General features: G+C 39.5%; 18 protein-coding genes. 17 read left to right on the top strand and 1 reads right to left on the bottom strand.

Features of this window, described 5'->3' with window-relative positions; genetic code table 11:
* The first annotated feature begins 202 nt into the window (after positions 1-202).
* The 17 genes from mraZ (at position 203) to AC1RJ8_RS20725 (ending at position 20,543) form a co-directional block, all read left to right on the top strand.
* Complete coding sequence (gene mraZ, locus AC1RJ8_RS20805; RefSeq protein ID WP_492955455.1) at positions 203-670, top strand: division/cell wall cluster transcriptional repressor MraZ; 468 nt, start codon at positions 203-205, stop codon at positions 668-670.
* Positions 660-1,565 carry a 16S rRNA (cytosine(1402)-N(4))-methyltransferase RsmH gene (gene rsmH, locus AC1RJ8_RS20800; RefSeq protein ID WP_492955454.1) on the top strand — a complete coding sequence of 302 codons (906 nt, stop codon included), beginning with the start codon at positions 660-662 and terminating at the stop codon, positions 1,563-1,565. The genes mraZ and rsmH overlap by 11 nt, the downstream gene beginning before the upstream one ends.
* Positions 1,562-1,984 carry an FtsL-like putative cell division protein gene (locus tag AC1RJ8_RS20795; protein WP_057932628.1) on the top strand — a complete coding sequence of 141 codons (423 nt, stop codon included), beginning with the start codon at positions 1,562-1,564 and terminating at the stop codon, positions 1,982-1,984. Before rsmH ends, AC1RJ8_RS20795 begins: the two co-directional genes overlap by 4 nt.
* Positions 1,974-4,073 (top strand): penicillin-binding protein, encoded by a 2,100-nt coding sequence (locus AC1RJ8_RS20790; RefSeq protein ID WP_492955453.1) that lies wholly within the window; start codon positions 1,974-1,976, stop codon positions 4,071-4,073. The genes AC1RJ8_RS20795 and AC1RJ8_RS20790 overlap by 11 nt, the downstream gene beginning before the upstream one ends.
* Positions 4,074-4,203: 130 nt before the next feature.
* Positions 4,204-5,661, top strand: coding sequence for a UDP-N-acetylmuramoyl-L-alanyl-D-glutamate--2,6-diaminopimelate ligase (locus AC1RJ8_RS20785; RefSeq protein WP_492955452.1), 1,458 nt, complete (start codon positions 4,204-4,206; stop codon positions 5,659-5,661).
* The gene (mraY, locus tag AC1RJ8_RS20780; RefSeq protein ID WP_492955451.1) at positions 5,661-6,908 is read left to right on the top strand and encodes a phospho-N-acetylmuramoyl-pentapeptide-transferase; all 1,248 of its coding nucleotides are present in this window, start codon (positions 5,661-5,663) and stop codon (positions 6,906-6,908) included. Before AC1RJ8_RS20785 ends, mraY begins: the two co-directional genes overlap by 1 nt.
* A 153-nt stretch (positions 6,909-7,061) precedes the next feature.
* Positions 7,062-8,450 (top strand): UDP-N-acetylmuramoyl-L-alanine--D-glutamate ligase, encoded by a 1,389-nt coding sequence (gene murD / locus AC1RJ8_RS20775; protein WP_492955450.1) that lies wholly within the window; start codon positions 7,062-7,064, stop codon positions 8,448-8,450.
* A gap of 15 nt (positions 8,451-8,465) precedes the next feature.
* Complete coding sequence (locus tag AC1RJ8_RS20770) at positions 8,466-9,659, top strand: FtsW/RodA/SpoVE family cell cycle protein (protein ID WP_492955449.1); 1,194 nt, start codon at positions 8,466-8,468, stop codon at positions 9,657-9,659.
* 107 nt (positions 9,660-9,766) lie between these two features.
* Entirely contained in the window at positions 9,767-10,870 is a 1,104-nt protein-coding gene (gene murG / locus AC1RJ8_RS20765) for an undecaprenyldiphospho-muramoylpentapeptide beta-N-acetylglucosaminyltransferase (RefSeq protein WP_492955448.1), read from the top strand.
* Positions 10,871-11,017: 147 nt separating this feature from the next.
* Positions 11,018-12,373 (top strand): UDP-N-acetylmuramate--L-alanine ligase, encoded by a 1,356-nt coding sequence (gene murC, locus AC1RJ8_RS20760; protein ID WP_492955447.1) that lies wholly within the window; start codon positions 11,018-11,020, stop codon positions 12,371-12,373.
* Positions 12,366-13,616, top strand: a complete 1,251-nt coding sequence (locus AC1RJ8_RS20755; protein ID WP_492955446.1) for a cell division protein FtsQ/DivIB — start codon at positions 12,366-12,368, stop codon at positions 13,614-13,616. Before murC ends, AC1RJ8_RS20755 begins: the two co-directional genes overlap by 8 nt.
* A 5-nt stretch (positions 13,617-13,621) precedes the next feature.
* On the top strand, positions 13,622-14,980 hold the full coding sequence (ftsA, locus tag AC1RJ8_RS20750) for a cell division protein FtsA (protein ID WP_055915204.1): 1,359 nt from the start codon (positions 13,622-13,624) through the stop codon (positions 14,978-14,980).
* Between the two features lie 130 nt (positions 14,981-15,110).
* Positions 15,111-16,742, top strand: a complete 1,632-nt coding sequence (gene ftsZ / locus AC1RJ8_RS20745) for a cell division protein FtsZ (RefSeq protein WP_492955530.1) — start codon at positions 15,111-15,113, stop codon at positions 16,740-16,742.
* 164 nt (positions 16,743-16,906) lie between these two features.
* Positions 16,907-18,148 (top strand): aminotransferase class I/II-fold pyridoxal phosphate-dependent enzyme, encoded by a 1,242-nt coding sequence (locus AC1RJ8_RS20740; RefSeq protein WP_492955445.1) that lies wholly within the window; start codon positions 16,907-16,909, stop codon positions 18,146-18,148.
* Positions 18,149-18,409: 261 nt separating this feature from the next.
* Positions 18,410-18,586: an Hc1-related histone H1-like protein gene (locus tag AC1RJ8_RS20735; protein WP_029278061.1), complete on the top strand. Its 177-nt coding sequence runs from the start codon at positions 18,410-18,412 to the stop codon at positions 18,584-18,586.
* Positions 18,587-18,888: 302 nt separating this feature from the next.
* Entirely contained in the window at positions 18,889-19,872 is a 984-nt protein-coding gene (locus AC1RJ8_RS20730) for a helix-turn-helix domain-containing protein (RefSeq protein ID WP_493008059.1), read from the top strand.
* 188 nt (positions 19,873-20,060) lie between these two features.
* Positions 20,061-20,543: a GNAT family N-acetyltransferase gene (locus AC1RJ8_RS20725; RefSeq protein ID WP_492955443.1), complete on the top strand. Its 483-nt coding sequence runs from the start codon at positions 20,061-20,063 to the stop codon at positions 20,541-20,543.
* A 140-nt stretch (positions 20,544-20,683) separates the two neighbouring features.
* Here the strand turns inward: AC1RJ8_RS20725 and AC1RJ8_RS20720 are convergent, their stop codons facing one another.
* Positions 20,684-20,974 carry a hypothetical protein gene (locus AC1RJ8_RS20720; protein ID WP_492955442.1) on the bottom strand — a complete coding sequence of 97 codons (291 nt, stop codon included), beginning with the start codon at positions 20,972-20,974 and terminating at the stop codon, positions 20,684-20,686.
* Between the last annotated feature and the right edge of the window lie 95 nt (positions 20,975-21,069).

Genomic DNA, 21,069 nt, shown 5'->3' with positions numbered 1-21,069 from the left:
CTGACACTTTATGCTAAAATATTTTAAAAGGCTAATTATCAGCGGTTAATGTGTTTCTTCGTATGCTTAACAAGTTATTCTGTTTATCTTGTGTCGCCATAATTGTAACAAAAAGGATGTGGAAAACTTTTTTGTGGTAAAAAGTGGTAAAAAGTGGTAGAACTATTTACTTTTACACTAGATAAAAAGTGTAGATACCACTATGACCCAACTTTTAGGAGAATTCGATTGTAAACTTGACGCAAAGGGCCGCCTTATGGTACCTGCTGCGCTTAAGAAACAATTGCCTAATGCCGAGAATGATGGGCTCATTATTAACCGTGGTTTTGAGAAAAACCTGGTGATCTATCCTAAAAATGTATGGGATGCCGTTGTGGCCGACCTTTCCAAGCTTAATATTTACGATCAGGAAAACCGCGCATTTGTTAGGGCGTTTACGCGCGGGGCAACCGAGCTTTCGCTTGATGCTGCCGGCCGTGTGCTTTTACCGAAATCTTTGGTAGAATATGCGGGTATCGGTAGCGATCTTGTGCTGGCCTGCCAGTTGGATCGCATCGAAGTATGGGATAAAAAATCATACGAAGATATTTTTGATGATGTTCCGGCCAATTTTGCAAGCCTTGCCCAGAAAGTAATGGGTGATAAGAAAGGAGGGGCAGATGGCGAATAATTACCATGTTCCTGTGATGTTGCAGCCTTGCATTGATGGTTTGAATATTAAACCTGACGGTGTGTATGTGGATGTTACTTTTGGTGGCGGTGGTCATTCGAGAGAGATTTTGAAACATCTTGGGTCAAAAGGGAAATTGATTGCTTTTGATCAGGATCCTGATGCCCAGGCGAATGTTCCTGCTGACGATCGTTTTATTTTTATCGACCAGAACTTTGGTTTTTTAAAAAACAATCTCCGCTTAAAAGGTTTTAAGCAGGTTGACGGTATTCTGGCTGATCTTGGGGTTTCCTCGCATCAGTTTGATGTGCCGCAACGTGGCTTCTCTATCCGTCATAATGCCGATCTGGATATGCGTATGGATCAGCATCGTGATTTAACGGCTGCTGAAATATTGAATACCTATACGGAGGATAAACTGCATAAAATCTTTGGGATTTATGGGGAAGTGAAAAATGCTAAATCATTGGCTCGTGCCATCGTGACTTCGCGTTTGGAGCAGCCATTTACAGATATCGACAGTTTGAAGTCGGCAATTGCTGATTATATCCCGAAAGGAAAAGAGAATAAATATCTGGCGCAGGTGTTTCAGGCGCTGCGCATAGAGGTGAATGCTGAAATACAAGTGCTTGAAGATTTTCTGCTGCAGGCAGCTGATGTATTGAAGCCTGGCGGTCATTTAGTGGTGATGTCTTACCATTCTTTAGAAGACAGGCCAGTTAAAAACTTTATGGCGAAAGGTAAATTTCAGGGTGAAGTAGAAAAGGATTTCTTCGGAAACCAGCAAAAACCATTTAATGTAATTACACGAAAAGCGATAATTGCCACTGATGAGGAGATTGCCCAAAACAATAGGGCCCGCAGTGCGAAACTAAGAATTGCGGAAAAGATATGAACAGGTTTAGGGAAGAGATAGAAGAGGAAGAGATTGGGCCCGAACCAGAGCTGAAAGCTGCGCCCAAAAGGCCAAAAACTGCTGAAGAAAAAATGGATAGCAATTCATTTATCAGCAAGCTTTTTAATGATGGATTAGTGAGTAAAGAGGCGGCAACTGATGCTTTGCCTTATTTGTGTTTTCTGGCACTCTTGGGAATGATTTACATTGCCAATAGCCACTTTGCGGTAAACAATGTTCGCCGGATTGATAAATTAAATAAAGAAGTAAAAGAATTAAGATGGGAGTATAAATCCCTTAAGGCCGACCTGATGTTTAAAAGTAAACTGACAGAGGTTGCCAAAAAGGTAGATACCCTTGGGATAAAAGAACTGATTGAACCACCAAAAAAAATAATTGTTAAAAGCGATGAATATTAGAGCAAACATCTTGCTTCGTGTATATCTGGCATTTGGCTTAATTGTGCTTTTTGCTTTCGCGGTGTTTTTACGCCTCGGTCAGGTACAGTATGTGCAAGGGAAAAAATGGAAAGCTATGGCAGATAGTCTTTCTACACGATATGTAAATGTGGAGGCCACCCGTGGGAATATTTATTCTAATGATGGCAGTTTACTGGCTACTTCGATCCCGGAATACGAACTGCGCATGGATATGTTCGCCGGTGGCATTGCTGATAAAGATGTGTTCAATGAAAAAGTTGATTCTTTAGGTTATAAACTCTCGCAGATTTTTCAAGATAAAACCGCTAAAGAATATGCGCGCTACCTGCGTAAAGGCCGTCAGGACAGCTCGCGCTATTTGCTGATTCACCGAAAAGTAAGTTATGCTGATCTTAAAACCATCAGGACTTTTCCGTTATATAACATCGGGAAGTTTAGTGGCGGTTTAATTGCTGTTCAGCAGAACAAACGGATTCTTCCTTTTCAGGCTTTGGCTGCCCGTACCATTGGGTATAAAAATGAGAATGTTAAAAACGGTGTTGGTTTAGAAGGAGCTTATAAGGAATATATCAACGGCGAAACCGGAAAAAGATTAATGCAGCGCATCGCTGGAGGTGTTTATATCCCGGTAAACGAGGAAGCCGAAGTGGCCCCGAAAGATGGTGCTGATATTATTTCAACCATTGATATCAATATGCAGGATCTGGCGCAAAGTGCCTTAGAGAAGCAGTTGATTAAGTACGATGCCGACCACGGAGCGGTAATTGTAATGGAGGTTGCTACTGGCGAAATCAGAGCAGTAGCCAATTACTCAAAAGTGGAAGAGGGTGTTTACAAAGAAAAATTTAATTACGCGATTGCGGGTAATCAGGATCCGGGTTCAACTTTCAAATTAGCCTCTTATATGGCTTTACTTGAAGATGAACTGGTAGATACCAATACAATGGTAGGCACAGGTAATTATAAAATACCCGGCCATATGATTAAGGATTCACACGGAAGTATTGGCGTGGTAACCGTTAAAAAAGCATTCGAACAATCATCAAATGCAGCTGTGTCTTATCTTGTGAATAGTAAATATGGTGCTAATCCTAAAAAGTTTACCGATCATTTATATAATTGGCACCTGAACGAAAGTATGGATTTACAAATACCAGGTGAAGCAAAGCCTGTAGTAAAAAATCCATCAAATAAAAGTTGGAACAAAAACATGACTTTGCCACAAATGGCCTATGGGTACGAGATGCAGTTAACCCCATTAAAGATGTTGTCATTTTATAATGCGGTTGCAAATAATGGAAAATATATTGCGCCAATTTTTGTAAAAGAAATCAGAAGGCTGGGTAACCCGATAGAGCAGTTTAAAGCCAGGGTGATTAAAGATAAGATCTGTTCAGAAGTTACTTTGAGTAAAATCAAAAACATGCTAGAAGGGGTGGTTACTGAAGGAAGCGGTAAACAATATGTTCACAACCCACTTTATAAAATTGCTGGTAAAACAGGTACCGCTCAGGTAGCTGATGCAAATAAAGGGTATAAGGCTAAAAGACAATACCAGGCTTCGTTTGTGGGGTACTTTCCTGCAGATAAGCCAAAATATTCAATGATTGTGGTAATTAATGATCCCAAAGGAGGGTATTACGGTGCTTTGGTTTCCGGACCTGTTTTTAGGGAAGTGGCTGACCGTATTTATGCAAGTGATATGCAGATGTATAACGATATGCCGACCCGTTTGGTAGGTAATACGGGTAATCCGCCAACAAAAGCAGGACAGAGTAAAGCAACTCAGAAAGTGTATAAAGCATTTGGTTTTAAGCCACTTTTTGCTTCAAAATCTGAGTATTACAATATTATTGATACCAGTGCAGGAACAGTTTTTCAGGAAAATAACGAGCGCAAAGGTGTGATGCCAAATGTGGCGGGAATGGGACTGAAAGATGCATTGTACCTTTTAGGGAATGCAGGTTTGAAAACAAAGGTTTCGGGTTCTGGAAAAGTGGTGAGTCAATCCATCATCGCCGGAACAAAGGTGGGTAAAGGATTGGGTGTACAGATAGAATTGAATTAAGGTGTAAGGTAAAAGGTGTAGGGTTTAAGGTCTTGCTAACCGATACTAAACAAAGGTAGAAGGTTGAGGGTAGAAAGGTTTCAGGTCTTACTACTTGATACTTACTACTCGATACTAAAAGAATAAAAAAATGCAATTACAGGATTTACTTTTTGGCGTAACGATTAAAGAATTGGTTGGTAAAACCGATAGGGAAATCAATGCGCTGAATTTCGATTCGCGTAAAGTAAGTAAAGATGATATCTTTTTTGCTGTAGTAGGTACTGTGGCAGATGGACACCAGTTTATTGAGCAGACCATTCAGCAAGGGGCAGGAGTAATTATCTGCGAGAATTTGCCAGAGATCGATGATTTTACGGTTACTTATATTAAAGTAGAAAACACTGCTGTGGCTTTGGGTATCATTGCCGGGAATTATTTTGGAAATCCATCGGCAGATCTGAAACTGATCGGCATAACAGGAACCAACGGAAAAACTACTATAGCCACTATTCTTTTTAAGTTATTTAAGGATTTAGGTTACAAAACCGGGCTTTTATCAACGGTAGAGAATTATATTAATGATACGGTAGTGGCCGCAACACATACCACACCAAACCCGATCGCATTAAATCAACTCTTAAGAGAAATGGTCGATGCAGGTTGCGATTACTGTTTTATGGAAGTAAGCTCACACGCGGTTTCTCAGCACCGGATTGAAGGCTTGACTTTCTCAGGTGGTGTATTTTCGAATTTAACACACGATCATTTAGATTTTCATAAAACTTTTGACGCTTACCTGAAAGCTAAAAAGGCATTTTTTGATGTGCTGCCTAAATCGGCATTTGCACTCACCAATATCGACGATAAAAACGGTGTGGTAATGCTGCAGAACACTAAAGCACATAAAAAAACCTATGCGCTTAAACAACTGGCCGATTTTAAAGCAAAAATTATTGAGAACCAGTTCAGTGGCCTTCATTTAGATATCGATAACGAAGACGTTTACTTCAAACTTGTAGGGTCTTTCAATGCCTACAATTTATTGGCCGTGTATGGAACAGCCATTTTGTTGGAGCAGGATAAATTAAAGGTGCTGACTTTGTTGAGCCGTTTATCAGGCGCTGAAGGAAGATTTGATTACATCACCTCTGCAGATAAGATTATAGGCATTGTAGATTATGCGCATACGCCAGATGCTGTTCAGAATGTGTTGAGCACCATCGCCAATATCCGCAAAGGAACAGAACAGGTAATAACAGTGCTGGGCTGTGGCGGGGATAGAGATAAAACCAAACGCCCTATTATGGCTCAGGTAGCATGCGATTGGAGCGATAAAGTGATCCTGACCTCCGACAATCCCAGAACGGAAGATCCACAGGCGATTATCAGCGAAATGGAAGCAGGTGTTTCACCGACCAATAAGCGTAAAACCCTATCTATTTTAGATAGAAAAGAAGCTATAAAAACAGCCTGCCATTTAGCGCAACCAGGAGACATTATTCTTGTTGCTGGTAAAGGGCATGAGAAATACCAGGAAATTAATGGCGTAAGGAACCATTTTGATGATAAAGAAATTTTACTTGAACAATTAAAACCAATCAGCTAATGTTATATTTATTATTCGAATACCTGCATAAGCATTATGATATACCTGGGTTAAGGTTGTTTCAGTACATCACTTTCCGTGCATCTATCTCTATTATTTTATCATTGGTAATTACCACCGTTTACGGACGTAGGTTAATTGATTATCTGCATAAGAAACAGGTTGGAGAAACCGTAAGAAATTTAGGTTTAGAAGGACAGATGCAAAAACAAGGGACACCAACAATGGGTGGTATCATTATTTTGCTGGGCATTCTTATTCCGACCTTGTTATTTGCCAATATCTCCAATATCTATGTGATTTTAATGATCATCACCACAATCTGGATGGGGGTAGTAGGCTTTTTAGATGATTATATCAAAGTTTTCAAAAAGAATAAAGAAGGTTTAGCAGGTCGTTTTAAAGTAGTTGGTCAGGTTGGTTTAGGCTTAATTGTAGGTTGTACCATGTACTTTCATCCAAATATTGTGGTAAGGGAAACTGTACAGGACGATGTAAAAAGCACTTCTACGGTTCCGATGGTATTACGCCAAAAAGGAGAAACCTTTTATTATACACAAGATGTAAAATCGACTAAAACCAATATGCCTTTTTATAAGAACAATGAGTTCGATTATGCAAAGGTATTGAAGTTTTTGGGTGCCGATTACCAGAAATATGCATTTTTTATCTTCCTGATTGTAACGGTATTTATCATTACCGCGGTTTCGAACGGGGCAAACATTACCGATGGGATTGATGGTTTAGCTACGGGAACTTCGGCAGTAATCGGGATCACGCTAGGCATTTTGGCTTATGTATCGGGTAATACCATTATGGCCGATTACCTCAATATTATGTATATCCCAAACTCTGCAGAGCTGATGATTTTTGCAGGTGCATTTGTGGGTTCCTGCGTAGGTTTCCTGTGGTACAATTCTTACCCGGCGCAGATTTTTATGGGCGATACCGGAAGTTTGGCCATTGGCGGAATCATTGCCTCATTTGCCATCATGATCCGCAAGGAGCTGCTGATTCCGATTTTATGTGGAATATTCCTGGTAGAACTGGTGTCGGTAATTATGCAGGTATCTTATTTTAAATATACCAAGAAGAAATTTGGCGAAGGCCGCAGGATTTTCCTGATGTCGCCTTTACATCACCATTATCAGAAAAAGGGATATCATGAAGCCAAAATTGTAACGCGTTTCTGGATTATCGGAATCATGCTTGCAATTATGACCATTGTAACATTGAAGTTAAGGTAGGTTGAGGTTTAAGGGAAAAGCTGAAAGACTAAAGGTAAAAGAGAGAATAATAAATAAAATACCCTTAGTGGTAAATAAAAAATAAGGTAAAAAATTAAAATGTGATGGTATTCGTGTCTTGATACTCGATACCCATTACTTGATACTAAAAAAATGAGCACGAATAATAGCACATCAAGCAATACTAAGTCAGCGATGACCGGGCAGGGCCGTGTGGTTATTCTTGGTGCCGGCGAAAGTGGGGTTGGCGCTGCAAAATTGGCCCAGGCAAAAGGTTTCGATGTTTTTGTTTCCGATTATGGGGTAATTACCGATAAATATAGCGCTGCATTAGAAAAACTTTCTATTCCGTTCGAATCTGAAAAGCACACCGAAGAACTGATCTTAAATGCAACAGAGGTAATTAAAAGTCCGGGTATTCCGCCTACGGCCCCAATTATTAAAAAATTGGTAGGAAAAGGGATTCCTGTGGTTTCGGAAATTGAATTTGCCAAAAGATATACCAATGCAAAAACCATCTGCATTACGGGTTCAAACGGTAAGTCGACTACGAGTTTATTAACCTATCACATCCTGAAAAATGCAGGGTTAAACGTGGGGCTGGCTGGTAATATCGGGCAGAGTTTTGCAGCACAGGTAGCTACAGAAGATTACGAATATTATGTGCTGGAAATCTCAAGCTTCATGCTTGATGATATGTTCGCGTTTAAAGCAGATATCGCTGTTTTGCTCAACATCACACCAGACCACTTAGACCGTTACGATTATAAACTGGAGAATTATGCTGCATCTAAAATGCGGATTGTTCAAAACCAGACAGCAGAAGATGTTTTCATTTATTGTGCAGATGACGAAGAGAGCCTAAAAGCCATCGCGCTGATTAAGCCTGTGGCGAAAGCCTTTCCCTTTTCAATTACTAAAAAAGTAGAACTGGGTGCTTATTTAGAAGAAACTACTATACATATCCTTACAGAACCAAATAACCAACTAACCATGTCTATTTCAGATTTAGCCTTACAGGGCAAGCACAACATTTACAATTCTATGGCCTCGGGCATTGTGTCTAAAGTTTTAGAATTAAGAAATGAGACCATCCGCGAGAGCATGGGCAATTTCAAAAATATTGAGCACAGGTTAGAGCATGTGGCCAAAATTTCGGGGATCGATTTTATCAACGACAGTAAAGCCACCAATGTGAACTCTACCTGGTATGCTTTGGAGAGTATGACCAGCGATGTAGTGCTGATTATGGGCGGTGTTGATAAAGGAAACGATTACAACATGCTTAAAGATCTGGTTAAAAGTAAGGTTAAGGCTATCGTTTGTTTGGGTAAGGATAACAAACGCATCCACGATGCTTTCGAGGATGATGTAGAAGTAATTGTAAATACTTTTTCGGCAGATGAAGCAGCGCAGATTGCTTTTCATTTGGCTAAACGTGGTGATACTGTATTGTTATCGCCAGCTTGTGCCAGTTTCGATCTGTTCAAAAATTACGAAGACCGCGGTAACCAGTTTAAAGCGGCAGTTAGAGAATTATAATAGGAGGTACAATATATGTTCCAAGCACTACTTAATAAAACAAAAGGCGATAGATGGATCTGGTTGATCATCATCCTGCTTTCGCTTATATCCGTAATGGCGGTATACAGTGCAACAGGTACCTTGGCATATAAAAAAGGAGAAACGGTAGAAAAGCTTTTGCTCACCAAACATTTGATTTTTGTGCTGATGGGTATCGGGATGATCTATATTGCCCACCTGCTCGATTATCGCTATTATGCCGGTATTTCGAAAATATTGATGATCGTTACCATTCCGTTGCTGTTCTATACATTAATATTCGGAACGAATTTGAACGATGCATCTCGGTGGGTTAAAATACCGGTAATCGGATTAACTTTTCAAACTTCCGATTTGGCTAAACTCGCATTGATTACCTTTTTGGCCAGGATGCTAACCAAAAAGCAAGAAAATATTAAAAATGTTAAAGAGTCATTTATACCAATTATGGGCTCTGTTTGTGTGGTGTTTGTTTTAATAGCACTGGCTAACCTATCTACAGCATTAATGCTGTTTGGTGTAAGTATTTTGCTGTTAATTATCGGTAGGATCAGTATTAAACAGATCGCGATTGTTTGTGCAGGTGGTTTCGTACTGTTATTGTTTGTTTTCTTTTTGGGTCCAAGGAGAAAAACATACATGTCGCGTATCAATACGTTTATACATCCTGAAATGCAGCATTCAGATAAAACTTTCCAGGCAGATCAGGCAAAAATTGCTTTGGCTACTGGTGGTGTTTTTGGTAAAGGACCAGGTAATAGTACACAACGCAATTTCCTACCACATCCGTATTCCGATTTTATTTTCGCCATTATTATTGAAGAATGGGGAACTGTGGGAGGAATTGTAATCATGATACTATACCTGGTGCTTTTATACCGATGTATCAAGATCGTAACGCGGGCACCCAAGGCATTCGGTGCATTGCTTGCGGCTGGACTGAGTTTCAGTCTGACCATACAGGCCTTTGCAAACATGGCCGTAGCCGTAGGCTTGGGCCCGGTAACAGGGGTTCCGCTGCCATTGGTAAGTATGGGCGGTACATCAATGATTTTTACCAGTGTGGCCTTCGGGATTATACTCAGCGTAAGCCGTGATGTAGAGGAAAATGCAAATGCATTAACAAAAGAAGAAAAAGAGAAAGCAAAAAATAAAATAATAGTAGGTGAAATACCAGCAATAGCTTAACAGGTTAGGGCGTGGAGATCTAATCAATAACTCAATTAGAATAATAATAGAAAGCTTAGCGTACTTTGCGAAAAACTCAGCGCTCTTTGCGGTAAATAATAATTAAAATGAATAATTCCCCAAAAATTATCATATCAGGTGGTGGCACCGGCGGGCATATTTTTCCCGCCGTGGCCATAGCCAATGCGCTAAAACGCATGGTGCCAACCTGTGAGATTTTGTTTGTGGGTGCAATAGGCCGCATGGAAATGGAAAAAGTTCCTGCAGCCGGATATAAAATTATAGGATTAAATATTAGTGGAATGCAACGTGGCTCGATTATTAAAAATCTGGCGCTTCCGTTCAAGGTAATCGGTAGTGTGCGCAAAGCCATGCAGATTATTAGTGATTTTAAGCCCGATGCCGTAGTAGGTGTTGGTGGCTATGCCTCAGGCCCACTATTGTATGCAGCCTCTTTGAAAGGAATTCCTTACCTCATCCAGGAACAGAATTCTTATGCCGGAATAACCAATAAATGGTTAGGTAAAAAGGCTTCAAAAATCTGTGTCGCCTTTGATGACATGGATCAGTTTTTTCCTGCTGATAGGATTTTAAAAACAGGGAATCCTGTCCGCCAGGAAGTAGTTGACATTAAAGGAAAACATTTTCAGGGTGCCGAACTACTAAAACTCGATCCATTGAAAAAGACCATTATGGTTACTGGTGGAAGTTTAGGCGCAGGTACTTTGAATAAAGCAATTGAAAAACATTTACCCGATATCCTTGCACAAGATGTGCAGGTAATTTGGCAAACAGGTAAATATTACTATAAAGGAATTTTGGAGAGATTGGGTTTGGAATACCACCCCAATGTTCGGATCCTGGAATTTTTGAATAAAATGGATCTGGCCTATGCGGCTGCAGATGTTATTATCAGCCGGGCGGGAGCAGGGACTATAGCAGAGCTTTGTTTAATTAAAAAGCCAGTGATTTTGGTGCCTTCGCCAAATGTGGCAGAAGACCATCAAACTAAAAATGCAATGGCCCTGGTGAAAAACGGTGCAGCAATATTAATTAACGACCGTTCTGCAGAAGATACCTTGGTTAAAGAAGCATTGGCATTATTAAATAACAAAGAACAGAGCGAAAAACTTTCTGAAAACCTGGGCAAAATGGCATTGCCAGCGGCAGATGAAATTATAGCGAACGAAGTACTGAAATTGATAAAATAAGCTTGAAGACTAAAGCATAAAGACCAAAGTAAAGACAGATCGTTATTGCAAGGTCCGAAGCACAATCTTAATGCGATAGAAAATAAAAAATAAAACAATAGAAAGGCAAGCTTTAAGCTTTGGTCTTTCAACTTTCAGCTTAAAAAAATGGAACTAAGTAAAATAAATAGGGTTTTCTTTGTAGGTATCGGTGGTATCGGCATGAGTGCGCTTGCCCGTTATTTTGCTAAACGCGGACAAGTAGTTTGTGGTTACGACAAAACCAGAACTAAGCTGACCGAAACCTTAGAGCAGGAAGGCATTCTCATTACGTATCTTGATGAAGCCTCTTCATTGCCTTGTGCATTTTTGGATAATCATGACGATACACTGGTGGTTTATACGCCTGCAATTCCGAAAGATTCGAAAATTTTAAACCATTTTATAAATAAAGGCTTTGAACTTAAAAAACGTTCTGAGGTTTTAGGGATCATCAGTAAAGGAATGTTCTGTATTGCGGTTGCAGGTACGCACGGCAAAACCACAACATCATCTATTGTTGCGCATATTTTAAAAGATACCGGCTACGATTGTACTGCTTTTTTAGGTGGGATAACCAGTAACTATAATAGTAATGTGCTTTTCGGTAAAAACAATGTTGTAGTGGTAGAGGCCGATGAATACGACCGTTCTTTCCTAACCTTGCATCCTGATGTGGCCGTTGTGACCTCAATGGATGCCGATCATTTGGATATTTACGGAGATAAAAGTCACCTCGAAGAATCTTTCCGTTTGTTTGCCGGCCAGCTTAAAGCAGAAGGTACACTTTATGCGCACGAAGGGCTTCCACTTGAAAAAAGCATCAGTTATGCGGCAAGTTCAACAGCAACTGCAAAGGCAGAAAATTTAAGGGTCGAAGGATCGAAATTTGTTTTCGATTATACCGACAGTACACAAAGCATCAAAGACATTCGTTTAATGCTTCCCGGCAAGCATAATGTCGAAAATACAACGGTTGCCATCGCCATTGCACTGCAATTGGGCATCGATGCAGAAAAGGTAAAACAGGCGGTTGCCAATTTTAAGGGTGTTAAACGCCGCTTTGAATATATTGTGAATAATAGCAATCAGATTTATATTGATGATTATGCACATCATCCTGAAGAACTGAGGGCTTGTTTTGATGCGGTAAGGCAGTTGTATCCGGATAAAAAGCTAACGGTGATTTTTCAGCCGCACCTCTTCACGCGGACAAGGGATTTTGCTGATGAGTTTGCAAAAGTTTTAAGCACTGCGGATGAACTGATACTGTTGGAAATTTATCCGGCAAGAGAATTGCCGCTTGAAGGGATAAATGCACAGTTTTTATTGGATAAAATCACTTTAGTAAATAAAAAATTATGTGGAAAAGATTTTGTGGTTCAGTATGTTAAGGACTCAAAACCTGAATTAATTTTAACAGTAGGTGCGGGAGATATTGACACGATTATTGAACCCCTTAAAAATACTTTAAACAATGCTTAAAAGGATAAACTGGAGCGCAATTTTTACTGGCTTTGCCTGGCTAATCAGCTTGGCAGGGGTGGTGGTGCTTTTGAGTTTTATCAATGTGAAGAAACAGGCTGTTAAATGCACGGATGTTAAGATCCTGATTCCCGGAGCTGATAACTTCATTGAGCGGGAAGAAATCGATGCCATTTTAAAAGAAGATCAGGGTGTGCTTTTAGGTCGTAACCTCGAGAATATAAACATTCATAAGATTGAAAAGAAGCTGCAGTCTAACCCTTACATCGGTTTTGCTAAAGTATATGTAGATATGGATGGCGTACTGCACATTGAAGTAAAACAGCGCCAGCCTATCCTCCGCATATTGAACGAGAACGGACAGGATTTTTACATTGATAATGATGGACTGAAGATGCCTATTTCATCAAACTTCACTGCGAACGTGCTTGTAGCGACAGGGCATATTACAGAGGTTTTTGGGAGCAGGGTTGATACTTTGCATACACAATTGGCAAGAGATTTATATAAAACTGCGCAGTACATTAAGAAAGATACCCTTTGGGATGCTCAGATAGAACAGATTGTGGTTGATCAGAAAAACGACATCGAACTGATACCAAGGGTAGGTAATCAACGTATTGTTTTGGGAAATGCCGATTCACTTGAAAAGAAAATGAAAAACCTGTTGCTGTTCTATAAAAAGGCCATGCCGCAGGTAGGTTGGGATACTTATAAAACCATCAATATTAAATACACCAACCAAATTGTTTGCGAAAAAAGAGATTCGACAGAATTAGGAAAAAAAGTAAAAACAATTTCTGCAGCAGATAGTTTGAGGATACAGCGAAACGTAACCGATTCACTGATCAACAGCACAATTGTTGCGGCGATGGATGACCGGCCAGAGGCAGAGACAGCTGAAAAGGAAGAGTCCGAAAAAAACCAAACAAAAAAAACTGAGCCTAAAAAGGTAGAGGTACCGAAGGTTGAAGCCAAAAAGCCCGAGCCGAAAAAAACGGAAGTGAAAAAGGAAGCAACTAAAAAAACAGCACCAGTTAAAAAAGAAGTAAAAAAGCCAGCGCTTGCGCAGGCCGCCAAACCGAAGGAAACAAAACCGGCGGATAAAAAAGAAAAACCGAAGCAAACGGTAACAACACAGCCAAAGCCGGCAAAATCTGAGGCCCAACTGAAGAAAGAGAAAGAAGCAAAAGAGAAAGAAATCAGGGCCCTGGAAAAACAGTATAAAACTCAGCAAAATTAACGAATATGGACAAGGCAAAATTTACCAGTCAGTCGCCCATCGTAGTAGGATTGGATATCGGTACTACAAAAATTTGTGTTATCGTTGGTCGTAGAACACAACACGGTAAGATAGAAATCTTAGGAATAGGCAAGGCAGAATCGGCGGGTGTAACACGTGGAGTGGTTTCTAACATTCAAAAAACCGTGCAGGGTATTGCTCAAGCAGTTGAAGTAGCAAGCGGACAATCCAATGTAGAGATACAGGTGGTAAATGTGGGTATTGCTGGTCAGCACATTAAGAGCTTACAGCACAGAGGGATTTTAACAAGAAGAGAATTAAACAACGAAATCGGTAAAAAAGATATCGATAAGCTGATTGATGATATGTTTAAACTGGTCATGCCGCCGGGTGAGGAAATCATCCATGTATTGCCACAGGAATTTACCATCGATAACGAGCCGGGAATCAAAGATCCGATCGGTATGGCAGGGGTTCGCCTTGAAGCTAACTTCCATATCATTTCTGGTCAGGTTACGGCAGTAAAAAATATCATCAAATGTGTAAATAATGCAGGTTTGCAAACTCAGGATTTAATTCTTGAGCCATTGGCTTCTTCTGAATCGGTGTTGAGCGAGGAAGAAAAAGAAGCTGGCATTGCATTGGTTGATATTGGTGGTGGCACTACAGATATTGCTATTTTCCACGAAGGTATTATCCGTCACACGGCAGTTATCCCTTTTGGTGGCAATAGTGTTACCGAAGATATCAGAGAGGGCTGCTCTGTAATGCGTAACCAGGCTGAGTTATTAAAAACGCGTTTTGGTTCTGCATTGGCAGAAGAGAATAAAGAAAACGAAATTATTTGTGTTCCGGGCTTACGCGGCCGCGAACCAAAAGAAATTTCTGTTAAAAACCTGGCTTACGTTATCCAGGCGCGTATGGAAGAGATTATTGAACACGTGTATTACGAGATCAAATCTTCCGGATATGAGAAAAAACTGATCGGTGGTATTGTAATTACCGGTGGTGGTGCTTTATTAAAACACTTATCTCAGGCAGTTGAATATGTAACTGGTTTAGATTGTCGTATTGGTTACCCGAACGAGCATTTATCTAAATATGAAGATATGCCTAAAACCATTTATGATGATCTGAAAAGCCCGATGTATGCAACCAGTGTAGGCTTGCTGATCAAAGGAATCCAAAAAGCAGAAGAGTTAATTGAAGAAATGAAACAGCCTGGCGTTTTTGTAGAAAAACCAAAAACAGCCAAAGAAAAAGAGAAACGCGGACCAGGTTTGTTTGATAAATTACTGGCAAAAACAAGAACTTTCATTCAGGATGACATGAATGTAAGCGATGAAGATTACTTAAAAAGTTAATTATTTTTCCACAAAAGATGAGTTTTCCACATTATCAACAGTTGTGGAAAACGTCTGTTGAAAAAGTGTTAATATTACATTGAGTAATGAACAGAATTTAAAAATTTTTAAACAACTGATTCATAAAGATATGCAGTTCGAAATGTTAAAAGATAAGTCTTCAATCATCAAGGTAATTGGTGTTGGAGGCGGTGGCGGCAACGCAGTGAACCATATGTACCTGTCTGGTATTACTGGTGTGGATTTTATTATTTGTAATACAGATGCCCAGGCTTTGGAATCTAGCCCAATACCTAACAAGGTACAATTAGGTGCTAGCTTAACCGAAGGAATGGGGGCTGGTTCTATCCCTGAGGTTGGTAAAAACTCAGCGATAGAGAATATAGATGATATTAAGGCCATGTTAGGTAGTACAACCAAAATGCTTTTTATTACAGCAGGAATGGGTGGTGGTACCGGAACAGGGGCTTCTCCAATTATTGCGAAAGCAGCTAAAGAGCTTGACATTTTAACTGTTGCCATCATTACTACACCATTTTCTTTCGAAGGAAAAAGACGTAGACTGCAGGCCGACGAGGGAATGGAAGAGTTGAAGAAATACGTAGATTCTTATCTGGTTATCTCAAATGACCGCCTGCGCGAAATCTTCGGAAACCTAACCCTGGGCTCTGCCTTTGGTCAGGCCGACGATATTTTAACAACGGCAGCAAAAGGTATTGCAGAGATTATTACAGTGCCAGGTTATATTAACGTGGATTTTAAGGATGTGCGTACTGTAATGAAAGATAGTGGCGTAGCCATTATGGGTAGTTTTGCCGCTGAGGGCGAAGACCGTGCGTTACAGGCTGTTGAAGGTGCCTTGGCTTCTCCATTGTTAAAAGATAATGAAATCGAAGGAGCCCGTTATATTTTATTGAATATCAGCTCTGGTCTGCGCGAGGTAACCATGGATGAGGTTTCGATCATTACCGATTACATCCAGGAGAAAGCTGGTTTGTCGGCTGATTTGATCTGGGGTAACTGTACCGACGAATCTTTAAGCGATAAACTTTCAGTAACCATTATTGCTACAGGTTTCCAAACATCAGAAGAACGCGTAAACGAAGAAAAAAATAAAAAGAAAATATCACTTTTAACACCTGAAGAAGCGCCGCTAGTTCGTCCCGTTGAACCAGTAAACTCTTTCATTCAGCCTAAAACAACGCCATCTTACGAGCCTGTTTTAAAAACGAAGGAAGAAGTTTCGCAGGCAGATCTTTTTGGTGGTATGTTCAATAAATCGGAACCTCAAAAAGTTCAGGAGCCAGAAAATAATGTGGTTCGCCGTACTTTGATGGAGGAAGAACCTCGGGTAGAGGAGGCACAGGAAACTGGTTTTGAGTTTGAAGTGAAATTAGCTGAAACTAATTTTGTGTTCGAAACACCAGCTGCCCAAATGCCGCCAATGCCAGAGCCTGAACCAGAAATCGAAATGCCGGTTGTAGGTTTAGACGATGACAAAAGTGATGAATCGATGGAAGAGCAATTGAAAAAATCTAAAGAACGTATCTTACGTTTAAAAGATTTAAGCATGAAATTGCGCACCACCAATGGTTTACAGGAATTGGAAAACGAACCTGCTTATAAACGCAAACAAATGCAGTTGCAACAAGTTCAGCATTCTTCTGAATCGCAGGTGAGTAGGTTTACTTTAAGCAACGATCAAGACGGTGGTACTGAGATCAGGCCTAATAATTCTTTCTTGCACGATAACGTTGATTAAAACAAACCAAATATAATTTTAAAGCCCCGATTTTACTTCGGGGCTTTTTTGGCATAAAATTGGAGCGTTAAAAATCTAATTAACACCTAAAAGATCATTAGGTTGATTTTAAGACGAATAAAGCTTAAATTCGCAAAATTTTATTATAAAAAACACATAATACATTGGATATATTTGATAAGATAGCAAAGCACATGGGGCCACTTGGGCAACACCAGAAATGGTCTCATGGGTATTTCTCATTTCCAAAATTAGAGGGAGAAATTGCACCTCACATGCAGTTTCGTGGAAAAGAGCATTTGGTTTGGAGTTTAAACAACTACTTAGGCTTAGCCAATCACCCGGAAGTTAGAAAGGCAGATGAAGAAGCTGCTGCAAAATTTGGTATGGCTTACCCTATGGGTGCCCGTATGATGAGCGGTAACTCAAACTATCATGAACAGCTGGAGCAAGAACTTGCAGCATTTGTGGGCAAACCAGATGCGTTTTTATTAAACTACGGTTACCAGGGTATGGTATCCATTATCGATACTTTGGTTGACAGGAATGATGTTGTGGTGTATGATGCAGAATCGCATGCCTGTATTGTAGATGGGTTACGTTTGCACATGGGTAAACGATTTGTTTACAAACATAATGATATTGAAAGTGCCCGTAAGCAGTTAGAGCGTGCTACCAAACTGGTTGAAGAAACTGGAGGTGGTATTCTTTTAATTACTGAAGGTGTTTTTGGAATGAGTGGTGCTCAGGGTAAATTAAAGGAAATTGTTGATCTTAAAAAAGATTTCAACTTCCGTATCCTGGTTGATGATGCACATGGTTTCGGTACAATGGGTAAAACCGGTGCAGGTACACACGAAGCACAAGATTGTATTGATGGAATTGATGTTTATTTTGGAACCTTCGCCAAATCAATGGCAGGTATTGGTGCTTTTGTTGCTTCAACAGAACAGATTACCAATTTCTTAAGGTATAACATGCGTTCTCAGACTTTTGCTAAGGCATTACCTATGCCAATGGTAATCGGCTTGTTAAAACGCTTAGAATTGCTAAAAAGCAAGCCTGAGTTAAAAGATAAACTTTGGGAAATTGCAATGACCCTGCAAAAAGGATTGCGTGAACGCGGATTCGATTTAGGGGTTACCGATTCAGTAGTTACGCCGGTTTTCTTAAAAGGTGAACTTTCTGATGCCACTGCAATTACTTACGATTTACGCGAGAACTATAGTATCTTTTGCTCAATCGTTGTTTATCCGGTAATTCCAAAAGGTATGATCGAACTTCGTTTAATTCCTACAGCAGTTCACACACTGGAAGATGTACAGCGTACCTTAGATGCTTTTAGCGAAGTTGCTGAAAAATTAGAGAACGGATATTATAAAGAGAATCTTTTCGCTACTGTTTAAGATTTATAAAAATTTTACAAGGCCCTTTAAATACGTTTAAAGGGCTTTTTTGTTAAGGTTGTTTTTGTAAAAAGCTGTATTTCAGTTACTTGTTGTGCGTGTTTTTAAGGTGATATGTTTATAAATGCATAGAATGTGGAAAAAAACGGCGTAGAAGGCTGTTTTTTATTGTTCTAAAAATTTTTTTATTTCATCAAACCCTTTAAATTAGAGTAGATAATTAAAAACTAAACCCTTAAAGAACCATAGGAGTAATTAAAAATGAAAAAATTCGAAGAAGTAAAAAGTCTAGTGGCAGCTTTAGAAGCTGATGCAGACAAATTTTATAACAAAGGTAACAGCGCTGCTGGAACCCGTATACGTAAAGGTATGCAGGATTTGAAAAACTTAGCTCAGGCCATCCGTTTGGAAGTTCAGGAAACCAAAAACAAAGCTTAAGCGACCAAAATATTATAATGAAGAGCCTCAGCATATTTCTGAGGCTTTTTTTGTACACCACATTTTCTTATTTATCACTAAATATCATCTTTACTGTAAAATATATAAGACAAATTGTCTTTCATTGCTTAACTTTCCTTAGCTTTCTATTTATTTGCTCCAGCTAGCCTTTTAGGCACAAACATTAAGCGAAAATTTTGATTTTAGGGTATATGGAAAGCTTGTGTTAAGGCAAAGTAGATAGAGCATACCAACTGTGTCATTCATTTGGTATGAAGCGCTAACATCATTAACAGTATAAGGTGTCAAAACATTTGCAATACAATAAAGCAGAAAGTAAGGATGTAGGGTATGTGCTGAATGTGCTGGGTAGCGTGCATCCTGTAGACACTAAATTGAAAGAAGAATTTGAGCAACATCTTTTAACGTTAAGTATTAAAAAAGACCAGATACTGTTCAATGAGAACGAAGTATGTGAGTATATCTATTTCATTGTTAAAGGCGCTGTAATGGGTTGCACCACCCATAATAAACAAAAAATAACAACTTATATCTCAGTCGAAAACGATTTTGTTAGTTCCATATCAGGTCTTCATGGATCGGGTTATTCGGAAGAATATGTGGTGGCTGTTGAAGATACAGATCTGTTGGCCATCCATAATAATGAACTGAATAGGCTTTTTGCACATCACTTCGAGCTCAATTATATCTTTAGGGTTGTTTTAGAAAAATATTATAAAGATGCCCAGCACAGAGCACATATTATACGTGTAGGGAATGCAAAAGAAAGGTATCTGTATTTTGCTAAAACTAATCCAGGTTATTTAGACCGTTTGCCTTTAGAGCTGGTAGCCTCTTTGTTGAATGTTAAAGCCTCTACACTTCTATCCATCAAGAAAGACTTTTCGAAACCTAAAGAACGAAGCCGAGACCTCGCAGAATGTGGACGAAAATTGGAGCTCTACGTGAACAAACATCAATTGTTCAGGCAAAAAGACATCAGGCTCCATTCTCTCGCTCAAAAAACCGGTATAAGCAGTCATATACTTTCTGTGGTATTAAACAGCTATTTCAATAAAAGTTTTATTGATTATATTAATCAATATCGGGTAAATTGGATTAAGGACAGTATCCGTAATCCTGAGATTATGCAAAATTTCACACTAGAGGCATTGGCCTATAGTGCAGGTTTTTCGTCCAGGAGTGCTTTCTATAATTCTTTTAAAAAATTGGTAGGAATGAGCCCTCTTGAGTATGCAAAGAACATTGTAAAGGAGGAACCTTAGTTTAACGTTTTTGTTACGGAAACGGCTCTTTAAGCTGCTTTTTGCAGGCGAGTTGTATCGATTTATAATACAGGACAAACTCGGGCCTGTTATCTTCGTTAGAAGGAGCCTGATTGGCTAATTTCGTTCAATTAACATTAACGATATAGCTTTCACTGGCTTTTTTTTAGCCATAATTGATTAAAACTATGATAAGAATAATGCGTGCTGAAGACTGGGGTGAGGTTAGTACCATTTATCAGGAAGGAATCGATACTGGTACCGCGAGTTTTAGGACCCCTGATATTTCCTGGGTAGAATGGGATTCATCACACCTTAAGGCTTGTAGGTTTGTGGCCTGCAAAGGTAAAGAAATTATAGGTTGGAGCGCGCTTTTGCCAGTATCAGCAAATTATGATATTGGCAGGGTCGGTGAGACAGAAGTGTATGTTAAACATGGTTATAAAGGCCAGGGAATAGGTTCTTTATTGTTAGATGCCCTGGTTAAAGAAAGTGAAAAGAAAGGCATTTGGATGCTTCAGGCCGGGATATTTTTGCAAAATTCTGCGATATTGAAAATCTATGAAAAAGCAGGCTTCAGGGTTGTGGGCTATCGCGAAAAAATAGGGAAGGCAAAAGGCGTTTGGCAGGATAACCTGCTGATGGAAAGAAGAAATAAATTGATTGCTTAGCATCTTAAAAAAAGTGCTTGTATTATAAAGGCAATTTCTCTTCAGATTCTGTCATGTTGAGCCCGTCGAAACACCATTGAACAAGTCCTTCGACAAGCTCAGGATGACAAATCTATATTATATTCAATCTCTCTTTTTACCTAATGGATAAATTTATAGTCATCTAAACGGTCTGACTTCACAAAGCGTGTGAGCTTACCCTGATAAAAATAAAAGAAAGTAAAAGGTTCGGGTTTTGGGATAAATGAATTTGAGATCATGCGGTAAACATTTGTGCCATCATCATTGGCCAACATCAATTCTGCAGAACGATTAGCCTTTTTAAAATCACTTTCGGGCATCCCAATTGCTATTGAAGATTCAACATACGACCTACTTTTGCAGCCCATAGCCATTATCGCCATCAGGGCAATTAATACTAATTTTTTCATTGTGTGTGTTTATTTGTGTGTATCGAAGCCAATTCAATAATGATGCCTTTAATACGCCTAAAAATTTTGTAGCGTTATAGTCTTTAAGCTTTGTT

The sequence above is a fragment of the Pedobacter sp. GW822-FHT03F06 genome, assembly GCF_058801365.1.
The sequence above is the reverse complement of the archived record's forward strand: the minus strand, read 5'-3'. Positions and strand labels throughout refer to the sequence as shown.